The organism is Paenibacillus sp. FSL H7-0735 (assembly GCF_038008505.1).
Lineage (GTDB): Bacteria > Bacillota > Bacilli > Paenibacillales > Paenibacillaceae > Paenibacillus_AQ > Paenibacillus_AQ odorifer.
In genome coordinates this window covers 2,726,736-2,746,954 of sequence record NZ_JBBOZH010000001.1, presented here as the reverse complement: position 1 = coordinate 2,746,954, position 20,219 = coordinate 2,726,736, and the positions used below count along the sequence as shown (strand labels likewise).

Annotated in this window: 17 protein-coding genes; 4 read left to right on the top strand and 13 right to left on the bottom strand. The window is 45.6% G+C overall.

The genetic code is table 11. The annotated features are described in order from the left end of the window. Positions 1-95: 95 nt before the first annotated feature. Positions 96-1,217: a YkvI family membrane protein gene (locus NSS82_RS12310; protein ID WP_076130149.1), complete on the top strand. Its 1,122-nt coding sequence runs from the start codon at positions 96-98 to the stop codon at positions 1,215-1,217. Here the strand turns inward: NSS82_RS12310 and NSS82_RS12305 are convergent. Genes NSS82_RS12305 through NSS82_RS12295 form a run of 3 tightly spaced genes read right to left on the bottom strand, consistent with a single transcriptional unit; the run spans position 1,204 to position 6,928 of the window. Beyond that, complete coding sequence (locus NSS82_RS12305; RefSeq protein WP_076272639.1) at positions 1,204-4,443, bottom strand: AAA family ATPase; 3,240 nt, start codon at positions 4,441-4,443, stop codon at positions 1,204-1,206. The two genes, NSS82_RS12310 and NSS82_RS12305, sit on opposite strands and share 14 nt — an antisense overlap. Beyond that, positions 4,433-5,785 carry a metallophosphoesterase family protein gene (locus tag NSS82_RS12300; protein WP_076104624.1) on the bottom strand — a complete coding sequence of 451 codons (1,353 nt, stop codon included), beginning with the start codon at positions 5,783-5,785 and terminating at the stop codon, positions 4,433-4,435. The genes NSS82_RS12305 and NSS82_RS12300 overlap by 11 nt, the downstream gene beginning before the upstream one ends. A gap of 6 nt (positions 5,786-5,791) precedes the next feature. Next, entirely contained in the window at positions 5,792-6,928 is a 1,137-nt protein-coding gene (locus NSS82_RS12295; protein ID WP_036689393.1) for a glycosyltransferase family 4 protein, read from the bottom strand. Between the two features lie 157 nt (positions 6,929-7,085). Between NSS82_RS12295 and NSS82_RS12290 the strand changes: the two genes are divergently transcribed. Together NSS82_RS12290 and NSS82_RS12285 are read left to right on the top strand one after the other, a co-directional pair. Further along, positions 7,086-8,486, top strand: coding sequence for an RsmF rRNA methyltransferase first C-terminal domain-containing protein (locus NSS82_RS12290; protein WP_076272640.1), 1,401 nt, complete (start codon positions 7,086-7,088; stop codon positions 8,484-8,486). Between the two features lie 112 nt (positions 8,487-8,598). Then, complete coding sequence (locus tag NSS82_RS12285) at positions 8,599-8,694, top strand: sporulation protein YjcZ (RefSeq protein WP_197069771.1); 96 nt, start codon at positions 8,599-8,601, stop codon at positions 8,692-8,694. A 70-nt stretch (positions 8,695-8,764) separates the two neighbouring features. Here the strand turns inward: NSS82_RS12285 and NSS82_RS12280 are convergent, their stop codons facing one another. From NSS82_RS12280 to NSS82_RS12270, 3 genes are read right to left on the bottom strand one after another with little or no spacing between them, the layout of a single operon-like run. Further along, positions 8,765-9,355: a class I SAM-dependent methyltransferase gene (locus tag NSS82_RS12280; RefSeq protein WP_076100850.1), complete on the bottom strand. Its 591-nt coding sequence runs from the start codon at positions 9,353-9,355 to the stop codon at positions 8,765-8,767. Positions 9,356-9,370: 15 nt separating this feature from the next. Further along, entirely contained in the window at positions 9,371-10,012 is a 642-nt protein-coding gene (locus NSS82_RS12275) for a histidine phosphatase family protein (RefSeq protein WP_036689381.1), read from the bottom strand. Between the two features lie 27 nt (positions 10,013-10,039). Continuing rightward, positions 10,040-10,978 (bottom strand): ketopantoate reductase family protein, encoded by a 939-nt coding sequence (locus NSS82_RS12270; RefSeq protein WP_076100852.1) that lies wholly within the window; start codon positions 10,976-10,978, stop codon positions 10,040-10,042. A gap of 163 nt (positions 10,979-11,141) precedes the next feature. Between NSS82_RS12270 and NSS82_RS12265 the strand changes: the two genes are divergently transcribed. Continuing rightward, positions 11,142-11,711 (top strand): TetR/AcrR family transcriptional regulator, encoded by a 570-nt coding sequence (locus NSS82_RS12265; RefSeq protein ID WP_076140940.1) that lies wholly within the window; start codon positions 11,142-11,144, stop codon positions 11,709-11,711. Here NSS82_RS12265 and NSS82_RS12260 read toward each other — a convergent pair. The 7 genes from NSS82_RS12260 to NSS82_RS12230 form a co-directional block, all read right to left on the bottom strand. Beyond that, positions 11,702-12,700: an ABC transporter ATP-binding protein gene (locus NSS82_RS12260; RefSeq protein ID WP_249267665.1), complete on the bottom strand. Its 999-nt coding sequence runs from the start codon at positions 12,698-12,700 to the stop codon at positions 11,702-11,704. The genes NSS82_RS12265 and NSS82_RS12260 overlap by 10 nt on opposite strands. 34 nt (positions 12,701-12,734) lie before the next feature. After that, positions 12,735-13,517, bottom strand: a complete 783-nt coding sequence (locus NSS82_RS12255; protein WP_076223224.1) for an ABC transporter permease — start codon at positions 13,515-13,517, stop codon at positions 12,735-12,737. Further along, positions 13,514-14,245: an ABC transporter permease gene (locus NSS82_RS12250; RefSeq protein ID WP_256717035.1), complete on the bottom strand. Its 732-nt coding sequence runs from the start codon at positions 14,243-14,245 to the stop codon at positions 13,514-13,516. The genes NSS82_RS12255 and NSS82_RS12250 overlap by 4 nt, the downstream gene beginning before the upstream one ends. Positions 14,246-14,384: 139 nt before the next feature. After that, positions 14,385-15,557 (bottom strand): serine hydrolase domain-containing protein, encoded by a 1,173-nt coding sequence (locus tag NSS82_RS12245; protein WP_038569878.1) that lies wholly within the window; start codon positions 15,555-15,557, stop codon positions 14,385-14,387. A 143-nt stretch (positions 15,558-15,700) separates the two neighbouring features. After that, positions 15,701-16,129, bottom strand: coding sequence for a hypothetical protein (locus NSS82_RS12240; protein ID WP_076272641.1), 429 nt, complete (start codon positions 16,127-16,129; stop codon positions 15,701-15,703). Between the two features lie 181 nt (positions 16,130-16,310). After that, positions 16,311-17,867, bottom strand: a complete 1,557-nt coding sequence (locus tag NSS82_RS12235) for an extracellular solute-binding protein (protein ID WP_076272642.1) — start codon at positions 17,865-17,867, stop codon at positions 16,311-16,313. Positions 17,868-17,923: 56 nt separating this feature from the next. Next, a complete protein-coding gene (locus tag NSS82_RS12230) occupies positions 17,924-20,218 on the bottom strand; it encodes a DUF4962 domain-containing protein (protein WP_076272643.1) in 2,295 nt (764 codons plus the stop codon). Position 20,219 lies beyond the last annotated feature (1 nt).

Below are 20,219 nucleotides of genomic sequence, written 5' to 3'. Positions count from 1 at the left end.
ATCATAACCTGTACTATACAGAGTACACAAGGTTATCCTGCATAGCACTCGTTATGATTTTTCTTTAGCTTCGTAAAACTATTAGGAGGGGAGCCATGAAATCACATGTCCGAACATTACAGATCGCTTTCACTTATATTGGCACCATTGTAGGAGCCGGATTCGCCACCGGACAGGAAATATTAAAATTTTTCACACGTTACGGGCACTGGGCAGTCCTGACCATCCTGCTCTCAACTATATTGTTCATATGGCTGGGTACAAAAATGATGGTCATTGCTCGGCGAATAGAAGCGGAATCCTATGAAGACTTTAACCGCCACCTCTTCGGGGAACAGGTCGGAAGCACCATCAGTTTGTTCACGATGGTCGTCCTGATCGGAGTAAACAGTATTATGCTTGCAGGGGCCGGCGCTATTTTTCAGGAGCATCTCGGACTTCATTATCAGACTGGACTACTTATCACATTGCTTGGTTCATACTTTCTGCTAAAACGAGGGATTTCCGGTATTCTGCAAATGAACAGTATTGTTGTACCTTTAATGCTTACTCTGTCACTTATCATTATTTTTAATACTTTTCAAATTCCGGGAGCTGGACGGTTCCTGTTCCTTGATAACGATCGCTCTCTCTTTGGAGCATGGATGTCACCGCTGCTCTACACCGCCTTTAATTTAGGGATGGCACAAGCTGTTTTAGTCCCTATGGCTCGTCACACAGAGGAAGAAAAATCCCTTGTATGGGGCGGTATTATTGGGGGTACCGGGATTGGTTTTATGTTGATCGCCGCACATTTCGCAATGAGCTCACAGATGCCAGGGATTCTCAAATTTGAAATTCCGATGGGCAGCATCGCCGTCCGATTGGGTACTGTAGTGCAAACTATATATCTCCTACTGATCTTTTTGGAGATCTTCAGCACTTTTGTCGCCGATATTTATGGAGTAGCTGTACAGCTTAAGCAACGGCTTCCCCTATCAACCGCATTGATTACACCACTTCTGATGTTGGTCTGCTATTTACTGAGCCAGTTTGGCTTTAGTTCACTGCTCTCCGTGTTCTACCCAATCTTCGGAGGTTTATCATTGGTCTGGGCTGTCAAGCTGCTGCGCACGCCATGGTCCTCTCCACCAGGTAGTAATACTTCATCGAACTCAAAGGAGAAGGGGAACAGTCTCGTATCCGTAAAACCAATCACCCGAACTACACGGAAATAACCGCTGCTGTAGGAATCATACGTGCTGCCGCTTCCGCCACATGCTTGTGACAGGTCATCATCACAATCTGGCGGGAGATCGACAGTTCTCCAAGAAGTCCAAGCGCAGCATGAAGACGAGACTCATCAAAGTTAACGAAGAGATCATCGAATAACAGCGGCAGCGATACTTGCCGTGACATGGTCTCTGCCAATGCCAATCGGATGGCAAGATACAGCTGTTCTGCCGTCCCTCGGCTAAGCAATCCGCTGTCTAGTAATCCCCCATTCTTATGTTCAGCTTTCAGCTCTTTATGCCCCAGTGTCATAACAACCCTTTTATATTCCCCTTCCGTCAGCTTGGAGAAATAATCTGAGGCAAGCAGTAATACCTGTGGCTGCTTCTCCTGCTCATACACACGACGAGTTCGCCCGATTAGTTCGGCAGTTATCGCTGCCACTGCATATTTATCAGCCACGATCCGCAAGGCTGCTCTCTGCTCTTCCAGTTGCTGAATAACGGAATCCTCCACGCAGCGCTCCTTCAGATACTCCCTTTCCTGAAGCAGCTTGCCTCGCTGCTCCAGCAGGGTGTTCCAACCCTCTTCCTGCCGTTCCATCAACTCTTCAGCCAATGACCGCTTCAGCTGCAATGCTTCCGCATCATGATGATTTAATAATTCCAGCAGAGCAGTAACTCGCTCTTCCTCCCAACCACCGAACATAACAAGCTCCCACTGGCGAATCGATTTATTCAGATCACTGCGCCGCTGCACAGCTGCTGACCTGCGTAAGAAGTCTTCTCCACCAGTCGCCCCGCCTTCTTGTATCAGAAGCTCACGCTGTTCTCTCAGCTCACCTAAAATCCTGTGGCTCTCCTTGAGTTCTTCATCCACATCCTGCAATCTTGACTGCATAGTTTCCCGGCGAATCAAGTCCTTTTTCAGATCATCCCACGCTCTTTTTCGCAGTTCCAGCCAGCTTAGTAAGGATAACGCAGATATTCGTTTCCCCTCTTGCGGATCTATTTCAAAGCCAGCTGCCGCTACACCAGACTCGTCGCCAAGATCAGCACCCGACTCATAGATAAGTGTGAGCAGTTCCTCCTCAAACATGTTACATTCTGCTTCCAGCTCCTTCAATCGTAAGGAGAGTTTATTCTCTTGGCGCAGCAGCTCATACCCTTGTTCAACCATAGCAAAAATATCCGGCAGCCCTTCAGGGGATAACCCTTCAGGCAGCCTGCGTTGGCGAAGCCATTCTTCATATTGCTCAGCAGTTTCCGTAAATGCCGCCTCCGCCCGGTGCATTTCTTCAGCGAGCAGCTTCTCTTGGCCTGCCAGTGTCTCCAGCTCCGTGCGGCAGGCATCACGCTCGGCGGCATAGCGTTCGATGCGCTGCCGCCAAGCTGACCAAGCCTCCATGAGCCTGCGAAGCTCCCTCATGGAGGCCTCCAGCCCGCCTGCGTCAGGGCTGGACCCCGGGGCGGCCGTCCGCCGCCCCGGCACAACGCTCTCCGGCTCCGCCCCGGAGAGCAGCTGCCCCCGCAGCCGCAGCATCTCGGCTGCGGCTGCGCTGACGTCCCCGCCATGCTCTGGCGGGGACGATTCCTGCCGGCGCGCTCCGCGCAAGCCGGCCCAAAGGGCCAGATCGGCCGCGCCCAGCAGGCCGATCGCAAGCACGGCGCTGGCCGGCGGAGCACCGGTCAGCCACAGCGCTGCGGGCAGCAGCACGGTTAGTGCTGCCCCAGCCCACAGCAGGCGCCGATAGAGCGCGGCCATGCGCTTCGCGCCAAGGCCGTCACTTCCGGCGCCGCGCGCTGGCCCTTCGCTGAGCTGCGCTTCGCGCCAGCGTTCGGCCGCCTGCTGCAGCTCGTCCCACAGCTGCAGCACTTCACGGGCGCTGCGGGGAGCCAGCTGCGCAAAAGATTCCGCGCCGGTAGCATGCTCACGCGCCAGCGCCCGTTCTGCTGCTTGGAGCGACGCTGTGGCAGCGGCCAAACGGGATCGCAACGACTGCCGCGTTGCACCCTCCGCCTCCATGCGGCGGTCATAACTAGCGAACGCCGCCGCAAACTTCCGTGCAGCTTCACGATCCGCTGCTGTACCGGAGAATGAAGTCAGCTCTGCAGGGCCCCAGTTCACATCAATGCCGCGCAGAATTCTCCGCAAATGCTCATTCAGCGCCGTTAATTCTCCCTCAAGCCGCTGTCTTTCCGTTCTACGGTTCTCATAACTGCTCCGATGCCGGTCCAGCCGCTCCAAAGCAGGCCCCTGCGCTGCTAATACTTCGTCTGGAGGGTTCTTTGCCAGTTCAATAGTAAGCTCGCTTAGAAGACGTTCATAACGTACTACTGATCCCTGTGCATTACGAATTTCTCCTTCAAATGCCTGAAAGCGAGTTGCCCCTTCTTCAGGAAAGGCTAAAATCAATGGCAATCCTTGCAGCTCTAGCTGAGCCTCGCTCCACTTTAACCACAGCTCACGGACTTCCTGTGCTTTTCGAAACATCACTAGCTGCTCTCCAGTGAGCTTACGCTGTTGCTCCAATTCATCTAGCTCCGACTCCGTTGCCCTCAATGCCACTATATTATCGTTATATCGCGGGAGATAAGAACGGCTCTCAACCATTTGGCGCTCAAGCTTTTCAATGGCTTGCACAACTTTTGCTGCTTCTTGCAGCTTGCCACGAGGTTTGTACAGCTTCTCAGCTTCCTGCACCAAACGGCGTTCCGCACGCATGATTGCACCTCCACCGCCCATACCTGCATGAAAAAGAAAGCTGCTCATCTCCTCAGATTGAAGGGCAGCAAGCTCCTGCAGCTCGTCCAGTGAAACTGCGAACAATTGCTGGAACATACTCCTAGAGATCCCCCCAAGTAAATGTCGTTCCATTTCAGCTTGTCCTAGCTCTTGAGTCGTTTCATTTGGATGATTTACTGTAATGTTCAGCTTTTCATTTCTTCCTGATCCCTCAGCACCTGAAGCAAAACGGCGAATGGTCCACAAACCATCATTACAGTCACGTATCTTCAGGGTCCCCCCATGCAATCCACCTTGCATAGGTTCATACCTTTCCAAGGGATTTCCACGGCTTGGAATTCCAAACAGCATAGAGCGTATGAATTGCAGTGTCGTACTTTTTCCTGCTTCATTACGCCCATAAAGTACGGTCACTCCCTGCGTTAAATGAATCTCTCGATTGTGAAGACGCCCGAAGCCATTGATATGCAAATGTTCAATTTTCATCGTTTTGCCCTCCGGCTTGTAGATACGAAAGACTTTCCGCCGCTTCAACAGTATCATCCATCCCACCAAGCATCGTGATCCCCTGCTCTGCTGCACCACGTAGCCAGCTCAACTTCTCTTCTTGACTAGTCATAGACAACAGCTTACGCAGCTCCTGATTCTCCAATAGCGGTTTAAGCGCACTATTTAATAGTTCTTCGAGCGCTTCCGGATAATGTTCCGTATGCTCTGCAATGCGCAGCATTTCTCCAAGAAAACTATCTTCTTCCAATAAGCGTTGGCGATCAATAGCTAAGCCGGACTCGATGGCGAACCCTTCGGTCCAGACAAGCCCTTTGTAATCTTTACGCTCAGCCCTAATCGCCTCACGGCGTTGGAGTTCTGACAGCAGATCCTCTGCCGCCCCTTTTTCAGCCAATACTTTATGTACGTCCCCTCGTCCAATCAGACGAAATCTGACCACCGACATGAGCTCCGGGAACTCCGCGCGGATGTCTTCAATAACCTGCTCCACTTTCTGTATCCATTCTGCTTCATTGCTTAATCCTTCTATAGATAGGTCTCTAACCTGCCAGCGAACGAAATCCAGTTCATGAAATTGCAGAGCGGATCTTCCAGCCTCATCTACATCCACAATATAACAGCCTTTAGCACCGGTTTCCTTAATGCTGCGCCCTTGTATATTGCCTGGATACACAATCACAGGCTTCTCATGCAGTACACTCCGTTTATGAATATGTCCAAGCGCCCAATAATCAAAACCCCGTTCGATAAGGTCCCTGCGACTACAAGGAGAATAGGTCTCATGCAGCAAATCACCGTCTACATTGCCATGCAGCATCGCAATATGAAACAGGCGGCTGCCAGGTTTACGAGAAAAGGTTACAGCTGTGTTGTTCGTCACTTTCGCCGTTGGATAAGAGATTCCACTAACGATGGCAACTTCTTGGCCATCTATACGGCGGTAAGCTGTAGCGTGTTCTGGCTTCTCTCCGCCAAATACGGTAACATGCTTTGGCATTTCCGTTGTCAGACGCAGTCCGTCAAGCGGATCGTGGTTGCCATGAATCAGGAACACGTTAATCCCGTGCTCACCGAGTTCTTTGAGCGCTTCCTGAAATCGCAGCTGTCCCTGTAATGAAGCATCTGAAACATCGTACACATCTCCACTAATGACAATAAAATCAACATTCTCTTGGATCGCAACGCGGACAAGCCGCCCGAGGGCGGCAAAGGTAGACTCACGTAAATAAGCACGAATGGCTGGCGAAATATGCGCCAGCCCGGCAAAACGGCTATCCAGATGTAAATCAGCAGTATGCAGAAAGCGAAATGGAATCATAGCTGCTCACCCTTTCGTTCCTGAGGGATACTGTAAATAGGTTTTTTTTAGTTCATTAGCAACTCGTGTCAACGAATATAGGCTTTTGGCTTTATCCCATGCAGAACGTGAAAGCTCATAACGATAAGCCGGATCAGATATCACCTTCTCTAATGCGTCAGCAAGAGCAATCTCATCGTCAGGACTGACCAATAAACCATTCACACCATCTTCAATCTGCTCCGGTATTCCGCCCACATTTGTCCCCACTAAAGCCAGGCAGCTAAGTGCCGCTTCCGCAAACACTGAACCGAACGCCTCCGCCCGAGAGGGCAATACGAAAATATCAAAGAATGGCATGAATTCTTCAGGGTGCAGCGTATATCCGTAAAAAATCGTTTCATTATAGATCCCTAAATGTTGGGCCATCTTTTCCAGATCCGCACGTGAAGGACCATCGCCAATAATATGCAGTACATACTCATGGCCGCGATTTTTAAGCTCCGCGCAAGCTTTGAGTAATATATCTATTCCTTTAGCCGGAACCAGACGTGTCACGGTCACTAGCTGCGGAATAGCATTATCATGCGGAACAGGCTTAAATCTTTTTTCATCAAAACCATTCGGAATAACACCTATATTAGAAGGATCAATAATATAAGGGGCCACATAATCTGCAAAAGATCGCGACACCGTCATTAATCGATCACTAACATGCTCAAGCTCACGATAAAGTGAGACTAGAAAACGATGCTCCAAGCCATCCTCGGAAATCGCTCCATTTAGAATCAATTCCCGCTCGTAACTGGAATGCAGGGTATGAATTAACGGAGTATCAGGGAACACTTTTTTCATTGCTAAGCCCGCAATCGGATGATGAGAATGAATAAGATCATAGGGCTTACTCATCCGCAGTTTAGTCCACCATAAATAATCACGATAGGTCTGAATATATTTCTGAACGATCGGACTTTCTCCATACTGCGTCCAATCAAACGTCTCGAATATTACTTCCTCATGCCCCTTATTGCGAATCCGCTTAGGCAGCCAAAACAAATCCATCTCCCAACGGCTTGAACGGAATCTTTCCTGAAGATAAGGGATCATAGATGATACACCACCGGGTTGCTCCGGCGGGAAGAAGAGCGCTTGCAGCAAATTCATATGGTACATCCCCTTTACAATTGCCCTGTGTACTGTAAGACTTGGCAATTATGATATAGTTGAATATATGTAGAATTTCAGGTACGATTACGTTCCCCATACCTTGATTTTATCGGTATAAACATGAAACAGCAACTAAGAAAAAGGAGAATGAGCTATGAAGGAAGAACAGCTGCCTGCCTCTTACACCGCATCTATTAAAGAAATGCTGGGGCAAGAGGCAGATGCTTTTCTAGAAAGTTATTCAGCACCACGAACTCAAGGACTGCGCTTTAATCCGCTAAAAAGCACCTCAGCCATAGGCCAAGTTGCGGTGGACCGTACAGTCTCACAATTTAATTTGAAACCTATCCCATGGTGCCAGGGCGGGTTTTATTATGATGAGCCCGCTCGACCAGGCAGGCATCCTTACCATGCCGCTGGACTATATTATATTCAGGAGCCTTCCGCAATGTCCGCAGCTGAACTGCTGGCACCTGAACCCGGTGAAACCGTCCTCGATCTTGCAGCAGCCCCTGGAGGTAAAACTACGCATATCGCTGGTTTAATGCAGGGACAAGGCCTCTTAATCTCTAATGAGATTCATCCGGAACGCGTAAAAATTCTAGCAGAGAACGTTGAACGTCTGGGCATTAAGAATACCCTCGTAACCTGTGCAACACCAGAACAGCTATCTGCGCGTTTCCCGCAAGCTTTTGACCGAATTATGCTGGATGCTCCTTGTTCTGGAGAAGGCATGTTCCGAAAAGATCCAAAAGCCATTCAAGAGTGGTCTCCTGCTCATGTAGTTATGTGCGCAGCGAGACAATGGGATATCCTGCAAGACGCCTACATTATGCTTAAACCAGGGGGTACTTTAGCCTACTCTACCTGCACCTTTAACCGTCAAGAGAATGAAGAAACCATTGCTCGATTGACGGCTAGTTACCCCGATATGGAACTACTCACCTGCAAACGCCTTTGGCCGCATTTAGAAAAGGGCGAAGGTCACTTTGTAGCACTCCTGCGTAAGCAAATTGACACTGCATCCGTGAATGATGATGCCAACCGCAACGCCAAAAAACGCCGAAGTAAAAACAACCCAAAAACTAATTCTTCTGTACGCGATGCCTACCAGCTTTTTCAAGACTGGGCTGCGGTAGAACTGCCTGGTCTTTCATGCCAAGGTGTGCCACTGCTCTTCGGCGAATCCCTTTATTTGCTGCCAGAATCCTTTAATGGCAATCTCCATACCGGGCTGCTGGACGGACTGCGTATTCCACGAGCTGGACTACATATCGCCCATTTGAAGAAAAATCGGATTGAACCTGCTCATGCATTAGCTATGGCACTACAGCCCATACAAGCTTCACGAAGCTTTGATCTCAGCAGTGATGGCCCGGAAATACATGCTTGGCTACGTGGTGAAAGCCTGCCTGTCCCCAGCGAATTACATGGATGGACACTTGTAACTTTAGATGGTTTGCCGATTAGTTGGGGCAAAGCGAGTTTAGGGCAGCTTAAAAATCATCTTCCTAAAGGATTACGTATCCTAAAAGCCCATATTGACGAGCAATAGGCCATAGACCAGTACAACAGGCCCTCTTCGGCATATGATGTCATTATCTCAGAAAGCTGCGACATCAGTCACAGCAATTGAGAAGAAGACATAAGTTGAGGAGGAATAAATCATGGGTGAATTTCATGGAGGAGCCTTCACTTCGACCGGAGCGATTTTGGTACTTTTCATCTTGCTGGTCATCATTTCCCGTTCGTTGTTTGTTTAATACCTTCCCGGCTTAAATAGCTGGTGAAACGAAGCGGCTGTGTCGTCCTTTTTGGGGCGGTGCGGCCGCTTTATTTCTTTCCAACATAACATCTCCATTTGTTATTCTCGTGAATATTTACCGTCTGAAAGCCCGATTTCCGAAATAACTGCTCCATCTCTTCGTTCTTAGTGAATTGCTTCATATGATAATTGATTTTATAGATCTCAGAAATAATAACAAATGTACCGCCTGCCATCAGCACCCTAAATGCTTCACTTATATCGTGTTCGAGGTCCGGCCAGAAATAATGTGTCTGAATCGCTGTGATCGTCCCAAAAAATCCATCGTTGAACGGTAACGCTGACACATCTCCCTGACTAATTTTCACCTTACCAGCGATTACAGCCTTATTGTTTTTTTGAATAGATGTCTCTACAGCTTGTTCTGAGTAATCTATGCCGTAAATTTCATGTTGTTTATTTTGTTTTGCTAACGTATGTATAGTTTGACCGCCACCACAGCCTATGTCCAGGATAGGATCGCCGCTCTTAATTTCTATTTTTCTAAGTCCCCATGTTGTGATGCTGGTATGTGCCTGATTCATGATTTTGATCATGATATTTCCTACGAACCCTCTAGGATTCTTGGCTTGCTCAATCAGCGCATTCAATAAACCCATATTTATACCTCCCAATCAATTGGCCATACCAGCAGCCTGATCACTTGATATATGTTCCGTAAGATTTTCTGCTGTAACTGCCCACTTATCTACTTGATACTCTATTTTATGAATACTAGTATATGAAGTCGGGAAATGAGCATTCTTATTCGTCCACGTTAGCCCTTTTAAAATATGGTATATAACATTAATTACGCCACCATGAGTGACCACAATTACATTTTCATTTGGATCAGTACTCTCCAGTTCATTACATAGTTTTGAGAAACTTGAACTTATTCGCGTAAAAAATTCCTGAGGACTTTCTCCTCCTGGAAATCTCTCATCCATTCTTAAAGCCGAGAAATAAAGACCCGGGTATCGTTCATTTACGATTTCATGAGGCATTCCAGCGATTACACCATTGTTCGTTTCTCTCCAATACTGGCTGCTTTCAACAGGCAAATCAAGCTCTCTGGCGATCTCATTTGCTGTATCTAACGCACGTTGCAAATCACTACAAAGAATACGGGTTATGTTAAAGCTAGATTGATTTTCCTTAAGATAATATCCAAGACGTTCGGCTTGTCTATATCCCTCTACTACAAGTCCACGTTGACTCCAACCCCCACGAAAGCCTTCATCATCTATTCCATGCCTTATAAAATATATAGCCATCGATTGTATACCTCCTGAACAAGATTGTTATACATTTGCATTAAACTTCGAAAACGCTTGTTTTTTAAGTTGATCCCAATTGGGCGTTGCAATGTTTGCTTGTTGCTTCAAAATATCAAATGAATTAAACAAAGCCGCTATTTCGCTGAAAGAACCGTCCACTAATTTCATAAACGGTAATTTATGAATTATTGCCAGACCATAATATACAGCCTGCTTGTGCTTTCGAACAAAGTTAACTTGACCTGCTGGAGTAACAGTATAGCTTAATTGCTCCATGATTTGAAACCCCTCGTCCATTACTGAAATGGCTTGTTTTAATAGCTTCTTATCTTTAGATACCTTTTTCAAATCCCCGTCATGCAGATAACTAAGGGAGTTCAAAGCCACTATTGGCACGATATGACTTTTGAGCCAAGCATCCATATCCTCATGATAAGTTAGCTTATACTTAGCGTTCTCAAACGCTTTTTCCAGTAAGTGTTTTATTGGAATCTCACCGTCTAAACTGCCAAGTACCATTTGCCCTCCTGCGTGTATTTTAATAACACGACCGCTCGTTTCCCGAATTCCTGCACTAAGTTGAAATCCGAAGAGTATATTTTTCCTCACATTGCTCATTTCCTGGAGATCCTTTTGCATGCCAAGAGCATCGCCATTGTTCCCCACAAGAATTATATTCAGACTCTGATTCTCAGCTAGAATAGGTAACACAGATGGAAAATCATTATATTTCATAACAACAAAAATAAGATCATAGAGATCATCGGATCTAAGCGTAGAGATGACCTTTACTGTATCCACAGTGTTTTTAATTTGAAAATAATGGCGAAGCACAAGTCCGTCTTTCGTCAATTGCTCTGCTCGCTTTCCTCTGGCAAGCATGGTGACATCATTTCCCCCACGCACTAGAACATGCGCAAGATAGCTGCCTAATACTCCCGCTCCAAAAACTAAAACTCTCATATTTAGCTCCTCTATCCCTTTTTAGACATTTGTTGAATTTTGATCAACTGTTCGATAAAATCAGATTATCACATCTCCGGTAGGGTTCAATCGTTAGTTTGACCGGTTTTGTTGATTTTTCAACAAAATACAATACATTGTTTAATAAAAAGGGAGTCTTATCATGGATAGAAGAATTAAAAAAAACCAAACAGCCATCATGAATGCGTTAATTCAACTGATGGCTGAAAAAGATTTTGAAAAAATAACGATCAACGAAATCGCAGAGCGTGCTGATGTAAACCGCGGAACGATTTATTCCCATTATGCGGACAAATACGATCTGATGGATAAATGCCTGGAGGCTCAGCTCCAGCAACTAATCGAAAGCTGCTCCGCAGTGGAGGATGAAACCGAACCCAATCCCTCGAAGGCGTCATTGCTCCGCACGCTGGAACAATTGGAGGAGAATGCTCTTTTTTATAAGATTTTATTAAGAAACAAAGCTCTGCTCTCCTTTAGAAACCAATTACAAGAAATGATAAATGAGCAGATTAAGGTACAATTTTTAGAAAACAATTTTAATCTCGATGAGCTGAGTAAAGATATATCTGTGCAATTTTTAAGTTCGGCGACTGTCGGAGTGATTGAATGGTGGTTTACCCATAGTAATCCTTGCTCTGCAAAAGAGATCACTGAAAAGTTATGGTCCATGCTCGATCTAAATCTGCAGATGATCCGTTCTCAAGCTTGAATATGTTCTCCCATATCCATCTCATAAATGGAGCTGATAATTTTTTCAATGGGAATCTCCTTAATGGATATATCAAGGATCTCTACCTTTTCGCTAAGAATATGCAGAAACTCGCCCATTTTACATTGCTCGGTATCGATCAGCAGCTCCACTTCGTAATCCGATATTCTTTCCGATATCTGAGTGCCAGGCAGATCAATATTTCCAATAGTTGTGGCGGCTGAAAGCCTAACTACTTTTTGGGCACCCAGATGCAGTCGAAGTTCAGAGAACTTGTCGTCATATACTTTTTTCCCTTGATGAATTATAAGTACTCTTTGAACCAAACGCTCTACATCTTCCAAGTCATGTGTTGTCAGAATAAATGTGGTGCCTTCCTGATTCATTTGCTTAATGAATTCTCTGATTCTTTGTTTAGCTATTACATCCAGCCCGATCGTTGGCTCATCTAAAAAAACCACAGGTGGTGAATGAAGCATCGCCATAATAAACTCGCATTTCATTCGTTCTCCCAGGGAAAGGGTGCGCGTGGGCTTAGTAATAATATCGCCAATCTCAAACATGTTTACAAATCGGTCTAGTCTTGTACGAAAGTCGTTCGTAGGAATATCATAGATTTCCTTGTTCATATAAAAGCTATCCAAAGGGGGAATGTCCCATATTAACTGCGATTTCTGTCCGAACAATACCCCGATTTGTTTTACATATTGATTTTTCTGCTTATGAGGGTTGTACCCTAGAACATTTATTTCGCCCGAGGTAGGATAGAGAACGCCTGTCAGCATTTTAATAGTCGTAGATTTCCCTGCACCGTTTGGACCCAGAATGCCAATGATTTCTCCTTTTCCAACACTAAACGAAAGATCTTCTACAGAGGTAATTATCGATTTTTCACGGTGAAACAGACTTTTAAATACACTTTTTGCATCTTGTCCACGGTGATAGGTTTCATATTGCTTGGTTAAGTTCTTGACGGTAATAATGTCCAAGTGAAATTCTCCTTCTTAGATCTTAACTAATCTTTTATCCTCCGGCGCTTTTGTAACTGCGAAGCATATATGTATAGAGCCAAATTCCGAAGGCAGCAAATAATACACAAGGAATAATCGCTATAAAAAAATAGGGTTCCCATCGGCCAATCAGTGTAGATGCTGGAAAGTAGGCAATCATGGAGACCGGAAACAGAAAAGAACTCACAGCTACGACTGCCTTAGGAAAAATCGTCCCTGGATAACGTCCAAAAGACTTAATGCTCTCAAACATCTCCGGCAAGCGGGAATTCGCCACCCATTTGAAGGAAATCGCTGCCACAATAAGCGCCACACCGAACATAACAAGCAGCCCTGCACCAAACAACAACAGGAACAATAACCAAGAGCCTATGGTCATCCCATCGATTCCGCTAAGTGCGTATACGAACATGATTACTCCTCCACCTAAAAGCCCGATACTTTCGAACTCAAAAGATCTGGCCAACAGCAGAAAAAGGCTCGAGGTCGGTTTAATTAATACCACTTCCAAAGTCCCTTCTACAACATGAGACATCGTATTCCACATAATTCCGTTAAAAAAAATCCCGGCACAAGCCGTAGACAGAATAAAAACGGATTGAATTAACAGCGCCTCTTTAAAGGTCCATCCTGCAAATGAAGCATTCGAATTATAAATAAATACCGTTACTAGAGGAAACAGCACATTCCCTATGAGCATGATAAGACTATTAAGAATAAAGTTAACACGATAAGTGATAGCAGAAGAAATATTCGCCTTCATGCAGGTTTTATATATTTGATACATACGTTTCATGCGCCCACCCCCGTAAAATGCTTAAGCGACACCGCATACAGCACCCGGCAGACAACTCCGGCAATAATTACGGCTATGAGCTGCAGCAATAACACTTGAGGAATAGGTAAGCTTATATCAGCTAAAGTATAGCTACCTGTATAGACCATTGCTGGAAGAAAGGCCGTATATTGAAACGGTAAGAAAAAGGACGCCATTTGTAAGGATTTTGGGAAAAATACTAATGGAATCAGCGATCCTGAAAATATCCCTTCGCAGAGATTAAAAAAATTACGAATACTAGAGGATTGCACCATCCAAAAGGCGACCATTCCAATACTATAATGAATGAAAAAATTCATCATAAACGCCATAGCTATTGAAAGAATCGCGTATAGTAAATTTGCGGGTAAGACATCAATATGAAAAATAAAGAAAAAGATCATAAAGCAGGGTAAAAATTCAAACAAAAGCCCAAGTACCCTATGCCCTGCCTTCTGAGATAAAGCAAAGAACATATGATTTAGCGGTCTTAACGAAAACGTAATGAATTTACCGGTACGAATAAGCATTTGTAAATTCCAATCGGCAAAATCCATAGTCAGATAGTTGATCAACATCGTAGCACAAAAATAGGAAAGCATTTGGGAGAGTGACATCCCGTTGATGTAAGATTCCCCGCTATAAACAGCGCTCCATATATAATACTGCACTAAAAAGTACACTGGGCCTACAAAAATAGAAACCATCGAATGCGTCCTGTACGCACTCCATTCCTTATAAGTAACAAAAGCAACCGCCCTCATAATGCGAAAGCGGTGCTTTATCATCTCAAACATAAGTCACATCCTGCCTATCTATAGATATCACATAAAAAAAGTCTTTTTCTTATTCGAGTCCGGACCAGATCACATTGTTTGTACCGAAAATCCCTCTACCGTCCCATATATTTTTATGAAAAGGGATATACCAAACGGCAATCAGCTTTTCTACCGGATCAACGACCAAAGAACAAGACCCCCATCCTTCGTGAAAAAAAGTGCCTTCAGAATAAGATGTACTTTCATTATATCGAAGGTCTGGCCCAAGACCGTATGGTCTATCCGCTCCTCCATCTCCCCATGCGTAGTTTGGAATTTTTTCAGAATTGAACCGCTTGGTCATTCTCTGAACAGCCATCCGACTTAAGACATGACCCCCTTCGTATTCCCCATGGTTAAGCAGCATGATTCCGAACTTTTGTAGATCATTAACGGTTGAATACAGTCCCCCACCAGTTCCGGGAGTCTTGATTTCTTCCTCAGACCTTTGTTCTTCATCCGTAATTTCCCCGTTTTGCAGCTTCTGAAGATATTCCTTGGCTTCTTCCGAACGAATAGCGATCCTACCAGCTTTCTCAGGCGGTATATCAAAGAAAGTATCTGTCATGCCTAACGGTTTTACAATGTGGTCCATTATGTAATCTTCTGCAAAAACACCTGTTATTTTCTCAATAATTGCACCAAGAACCACGTATCCAAACGAGGAATACATCCATTGAGTCCCTACCGGAAAACGAATGCCATAGGAAAGTCCAGCTTTAATCCAGTTTTCTTTTCCAAGCTCTGATTCATAAATATACCACCATGCACTTTTATAGTAAGTATCACTTATAGTTCCATGATCAGGTGCGATGCCGGAGGTATGAGTCAGTAAATGAGCAATTGTAATCGGCTTAAAAGGGTCGGCATCAAACTCTGGAAGAATAGAACTAACTGGTTGTCCCATAAAAATTTTTCCATCATCTGCAAGCTGCCAGATCGCTGTTGCCGTAAACAGCTTGGTAATAGAAGCGATTCGAAAAATTGTATCCGTTTTCAATTCTTGGTCGCTATCTTCTTCGTAACTGAAGCGTCCCCCCGCTCCATTAGCAAATATTTTTCCATAACGACTAAGAGAATAAATATAGCCATCGGCTACTTTCTTATTACAGAGATCCTCATAAAAATGATTAAGTGCCTCTAATCGGTCCTCCCTGTAATTCACTTCGTTCAGCTTGCTAAGCTCTGTGGATGATAACATTATTCGCACTCCCCCTTATTATTCAATAAAATACATGATGCATAAATATCTTGCAATAAAACCCAAATAATTGAAAGGGTGATTTTGCATATAACTATTTTATACTGCTCCAATAATTCTGTAACAGCAATGCTGTAATCTCGTTAACGGTTTGTCGTTAGAGATTTAACTAGTGCCATTCCACTAACCAGACCAAATACTACCCCATCATGTATGCTTGCAAATTTGTAAATCTCTATGTTCGAAATGTTAAAATACATTACTAAAATCGGATACATAAGCAGAAGAAAACTTGGAAGAAACACAATAAACAACAGCGGCCAATTAACAATAAAAGCTTTAGGTAATCCTTCTAACAACGCCAGATAGATCCCATAGACAAACGGGACAATAGCCGTGATCCACACAGTATTTTCTAATTGATAGTTCTTTTGTGCCTCTTCAGTGTAATGGCTAATTAGCGAGTTGCCATAATGTAATAAGAGCGCCCCCACTATGATCCAGACAAGATAATATAAAAATTTTGAATTCCGCATCTTTATGAAATCACTCCATTTTTTTATATGATTCATTAGAATGTCTCTATTTAACTTACCATATAATCCATACTTTGGATATTGAATTAAAGTAAACTGGCCCTAACTAAAAAGGCTACCTCCCGGCAGCCCTTAATAAATCCTTTGCTTTTTATGCTGAAAAGATAGTGAATTCTCTACAACTTTAATTGAATTCCAGCTCCTCTGGAGGGTAAGTTTATCTGCGAGGCATGGTGACGCCTGCTTTGTTGTTATATTTTTCCGTAGCTTCCTTGATGACATCGTTACCGCCCTTAGAAAGCCACTCCTCCACAACCTTCGGCCAGTCGCTGATAGGTTCCTTGCCATATACCATCTTTACCATGTGCGTCAGCAGTACCGGAGGAGCCGTGTCCGAGTTAGGTGCAATGTCTGGATTCTTCACCAAGGCATCTAGCCGCGGGTCGAACTGAATTCCGTCACGGCCTTCGTTAGCCAGAATAGTATCATATACATTGATCAAGCTTCTGCCTTCTTCTGTCATGTTAAGGACACCCTTATTATAAGTAGTATCCTGCACCATCCAGAGGAAAGACTGGCGGTAGCGCTCCTCATCTATAGCAGCGGAATCCGCAGGAGAAGTGTACACGATTTTGCCGTTCTCTTCCTTATAGGTTTCGTCCTTGATCCCAAAGGTAAAGAAGGTCTCAGCCTCTTCGCTCAACATCCAGTCAAAAAATTTCACGATATCCGCAGCATTTTTCGTACCTTCCTTGATAAAGTAGGTGCGCGTAGCGGAGCCGTACAAGTAGGAGCCTCCTTTTCCATCAGTTCCCACTGGCGAAGGAATAATCTCCAGCTTGGCGGATGGCGTCGTAGCCTTCAATTGTTGCTCCCACTGCAGAAGCTCGTTGGCATTCATCGTCCACATGCCCGCTTTTCCTGAGAGAATCGCATTTTTGTAGTTGGTCGGGTTAATGGTGGCAAATTCCTTGTTGATCAAACCCTCTGTATACATGGTGTTGTAGGTCTGTAACGCCTTCATCATATTTTCGCTATCCATAAACTTCGGCTGAACCTGGCCGTTTACTTCCTCGAACATAGTCAGATACGGAAAAACATCATAAGCGCCAAAGAAAGCATCCGCATATTTGAAGTCTTGACGGCCCATGTACGGGTTCTCTATCCCCAGCTTTTTGAAGGCACGCAACACAGTCAAGTACTCATCGACCGTTTTTGGAACCTGCAAGCCGGTTTGATCCAGCAGGTCCTTGCGAATCCAAGTCGCCCGGCGGGAGGGATTGGACAGAAACTCCGGTATTGCGTAAATTTTCCCTTGATAGGTGACGTTCTCCCAAGCTTCCTTCGGGATTACTTTCAAAAGGTTCTGGCCGTTTTGCTGCAGCAGATCATCCAAGGGCATGAACACACCAGCTTCAACGGAACCAGCCATTTCCTTGCCATTTACGCCGCCCGAGCCTTGAACGACATCCGGAATATCATTAGTGGCGAACATCTGCACCATTTTCTGCTCGAACTCTTTATGAGGAACCAACACTATATCCAAGTCTGTGTTTGTCATCTCCTCCAGCTTTTTCACCCATTTGTCCTTATTCAAGTCGGGTGATTTCTCAACATAGTTAAAAGCCAGCGTCCGCATCGAGATCGAGAATTCAGTTTTCTGCGGCGTATTTGACGAACCTCCGGCAGTCTCTTCTTTGTCCTTGTTCGAGCAACCTGCAATAACGGTAACACCCATTACGGTAGCCAGACAGATGCCAATCCATTTTTTCATAATATAACCCTCTCCTTGTACAATGGGGTGTATACGTAAATGAAGATATTTTAAGGCTAATAAGCTTTTGGGATCTCAACCCGGTGGGTAATTCCCTGATTCGTAAAGTAGACATGAACCCCATGGTCCTGATCGTCCATAAAGTACGATACGTAATCCCGGCTTCCTGATTTTTGGGGAATCAGAAGAGTAACGATCCGATGACTTACGGCCTCTTGGGTAGAGGCAGTCAAATGCCAATGCTCGGGCAGCCCTTCCCATTCTTTCGGATCTACATCTGTAAATTGATTGCTTTGGCTAAGTGTCATTTCTCCCGAGGAACTATAGACAAATCTGCCCTCCATCTGAGCTTTTTTACCATTTACTTTAAAAGATTGTTCCTTCAACTTCATGGGATACAGTGTATGAAACAGCCAATCCAATTTTCCCGGACGTTCCAGCTCGACACTGTCTGCGATAACAAAGTAAGCGCTATCAAAGAAAAATATTTCCCGCACATACCGCTTGATATAGGGTACATTCTCGCGGTAGGCTTCGGTGGCATCCATTTGCGTGTAGTTGATTCCGGGCGTACTATACGCCTTCAACACCTTGCCGTAGGCTGCCATGTTCTTCGACTTGTCCGTGCCAGCATATTGGCCTTTGCCGTCAATAAGAATTGCGTTCTTGGAGCGGGTCTGCCTGCGCCACTGCATATGCATCGTACTGTTGAATGCAACGTAATAGCCGCTTTCAATAGCCAAAGGCTCGCCGAAGGCATGCAGCAGGAAGGCGTTTTGATCCCCATGGCTATGGCTCACAGAGCCGTAACGGCTGCTCTTGGTCAACAGCATGATATGTTCCTGCGGATCCTCCATCCGATGATGCATGGCGACCCATCCCACATCCTGAAACCACTTCAGAGGTTCTGCAGCCACCGGTGGCTCTGAAGAAATCTGCGGATAATCTGTGCGATAAACCATTTCATCGAACCGGAAATCCCACCAGCCGTAGTTATAGAAGATCATCTGGGTGTCAGGGTTCAGTTCCTTAGTTTGCTCAAAATACCATTGGTACTGGCCATTCCCGGTTAAACCGGCAAATTGGCGGATATTGAAGCCCGTTTTGAGATTGACCGGATCTCCCAGTGACGATTGATCGCCGAAGCTGGCCCTCACGGTATCCGGACTGAAGCAATAGAGCGGAAAGTCACCGGTTTTGCGAAAGAAAGGACGGTCATAGAAATTGATTGCCATGTATTTGCGAATTAGATTGAGCGCCTCCGTAACGAATGCCATCTGAGTGGTCCAATACATCGGACCTTCGGCCCACCCGCCATCTTTGCCACCCCATGGAGTATACATGGCGGAGAAGTATTCCAGCGTATAATCAAGCCATTCCTGCGCCTTCTCCTCCTCACCCAACATGGAAATACAACACGGTACGAGTACAGAGGATAAAGAGCGGATCGCATGGCTGTCATAAGGAACTTGATGGATGCGGGAACGTTCGATGACATGGAATGCGATCTGCCCGGTTCTTCGCAGTAGCGCCTGCCTTACCTTAAGGCGTTCTTCTTCCACCAGAGAGCCGTGAAGCCAATCATAGCCCCATGCCAACGCTCCGGCTATGCGAAAGGAGCATTCATCATTGTAATCCCGGCTGGTGGTACCATCCGTGTTCCAGCTTGCCGCATGAAGCAGCCACTCTTTAGCTTTGGCGATAAGCGCCTCGTCCTCCAACACAACTCCAGCTATAGCAAGATGCCGGACAGCATAGAAAACTTCCTGGCAGTCCATATACATCTGCCGCCATAGTGTGGCGACACGCTTATTATCTGGATACGGTGCAGGCTCGGGAATAAGCTCGCGCTTTGTCCAGGGTAAAACGGAATGCTTCAGGAAGTCATCCCAGCCAGTGGAAATGGGGTCTTGGCGGACAACTTCCCGGTAAGACGGAAGTTGCTCCGCTTGAAGCCATAGCCGCGGATGGTGGGCGGAAGCAGTTGAATATCGTTCTGTACGGGAAGGCAGTGGCGTTAGCGGCAGTTCATCCTCCACCACAAAAGCTCTTACTTTACTCCACTCGGAACGGATATCATTCTCCCCGATAAGACTGTATCGCCAATAATACGAGCCGGGCGCCAACGGCTTATCCGGGGTAAACAAATTATAGGGAATTCTGCTGTAGGTCAACGTACCTTCCGGCTCAAATCCAGTGTTTGAGGAGATCTGCAGCTCATACATACTCTCTTCTAGACATGCAGGCATCCAAGTAAACCGCGGAGGATTCTCTCCAACATCTGTATGTTCATCTGGCCCATATGACAGGTCGAGTACGCCGCTGGTAGGTTGAAATAAAGGTTCTAACATC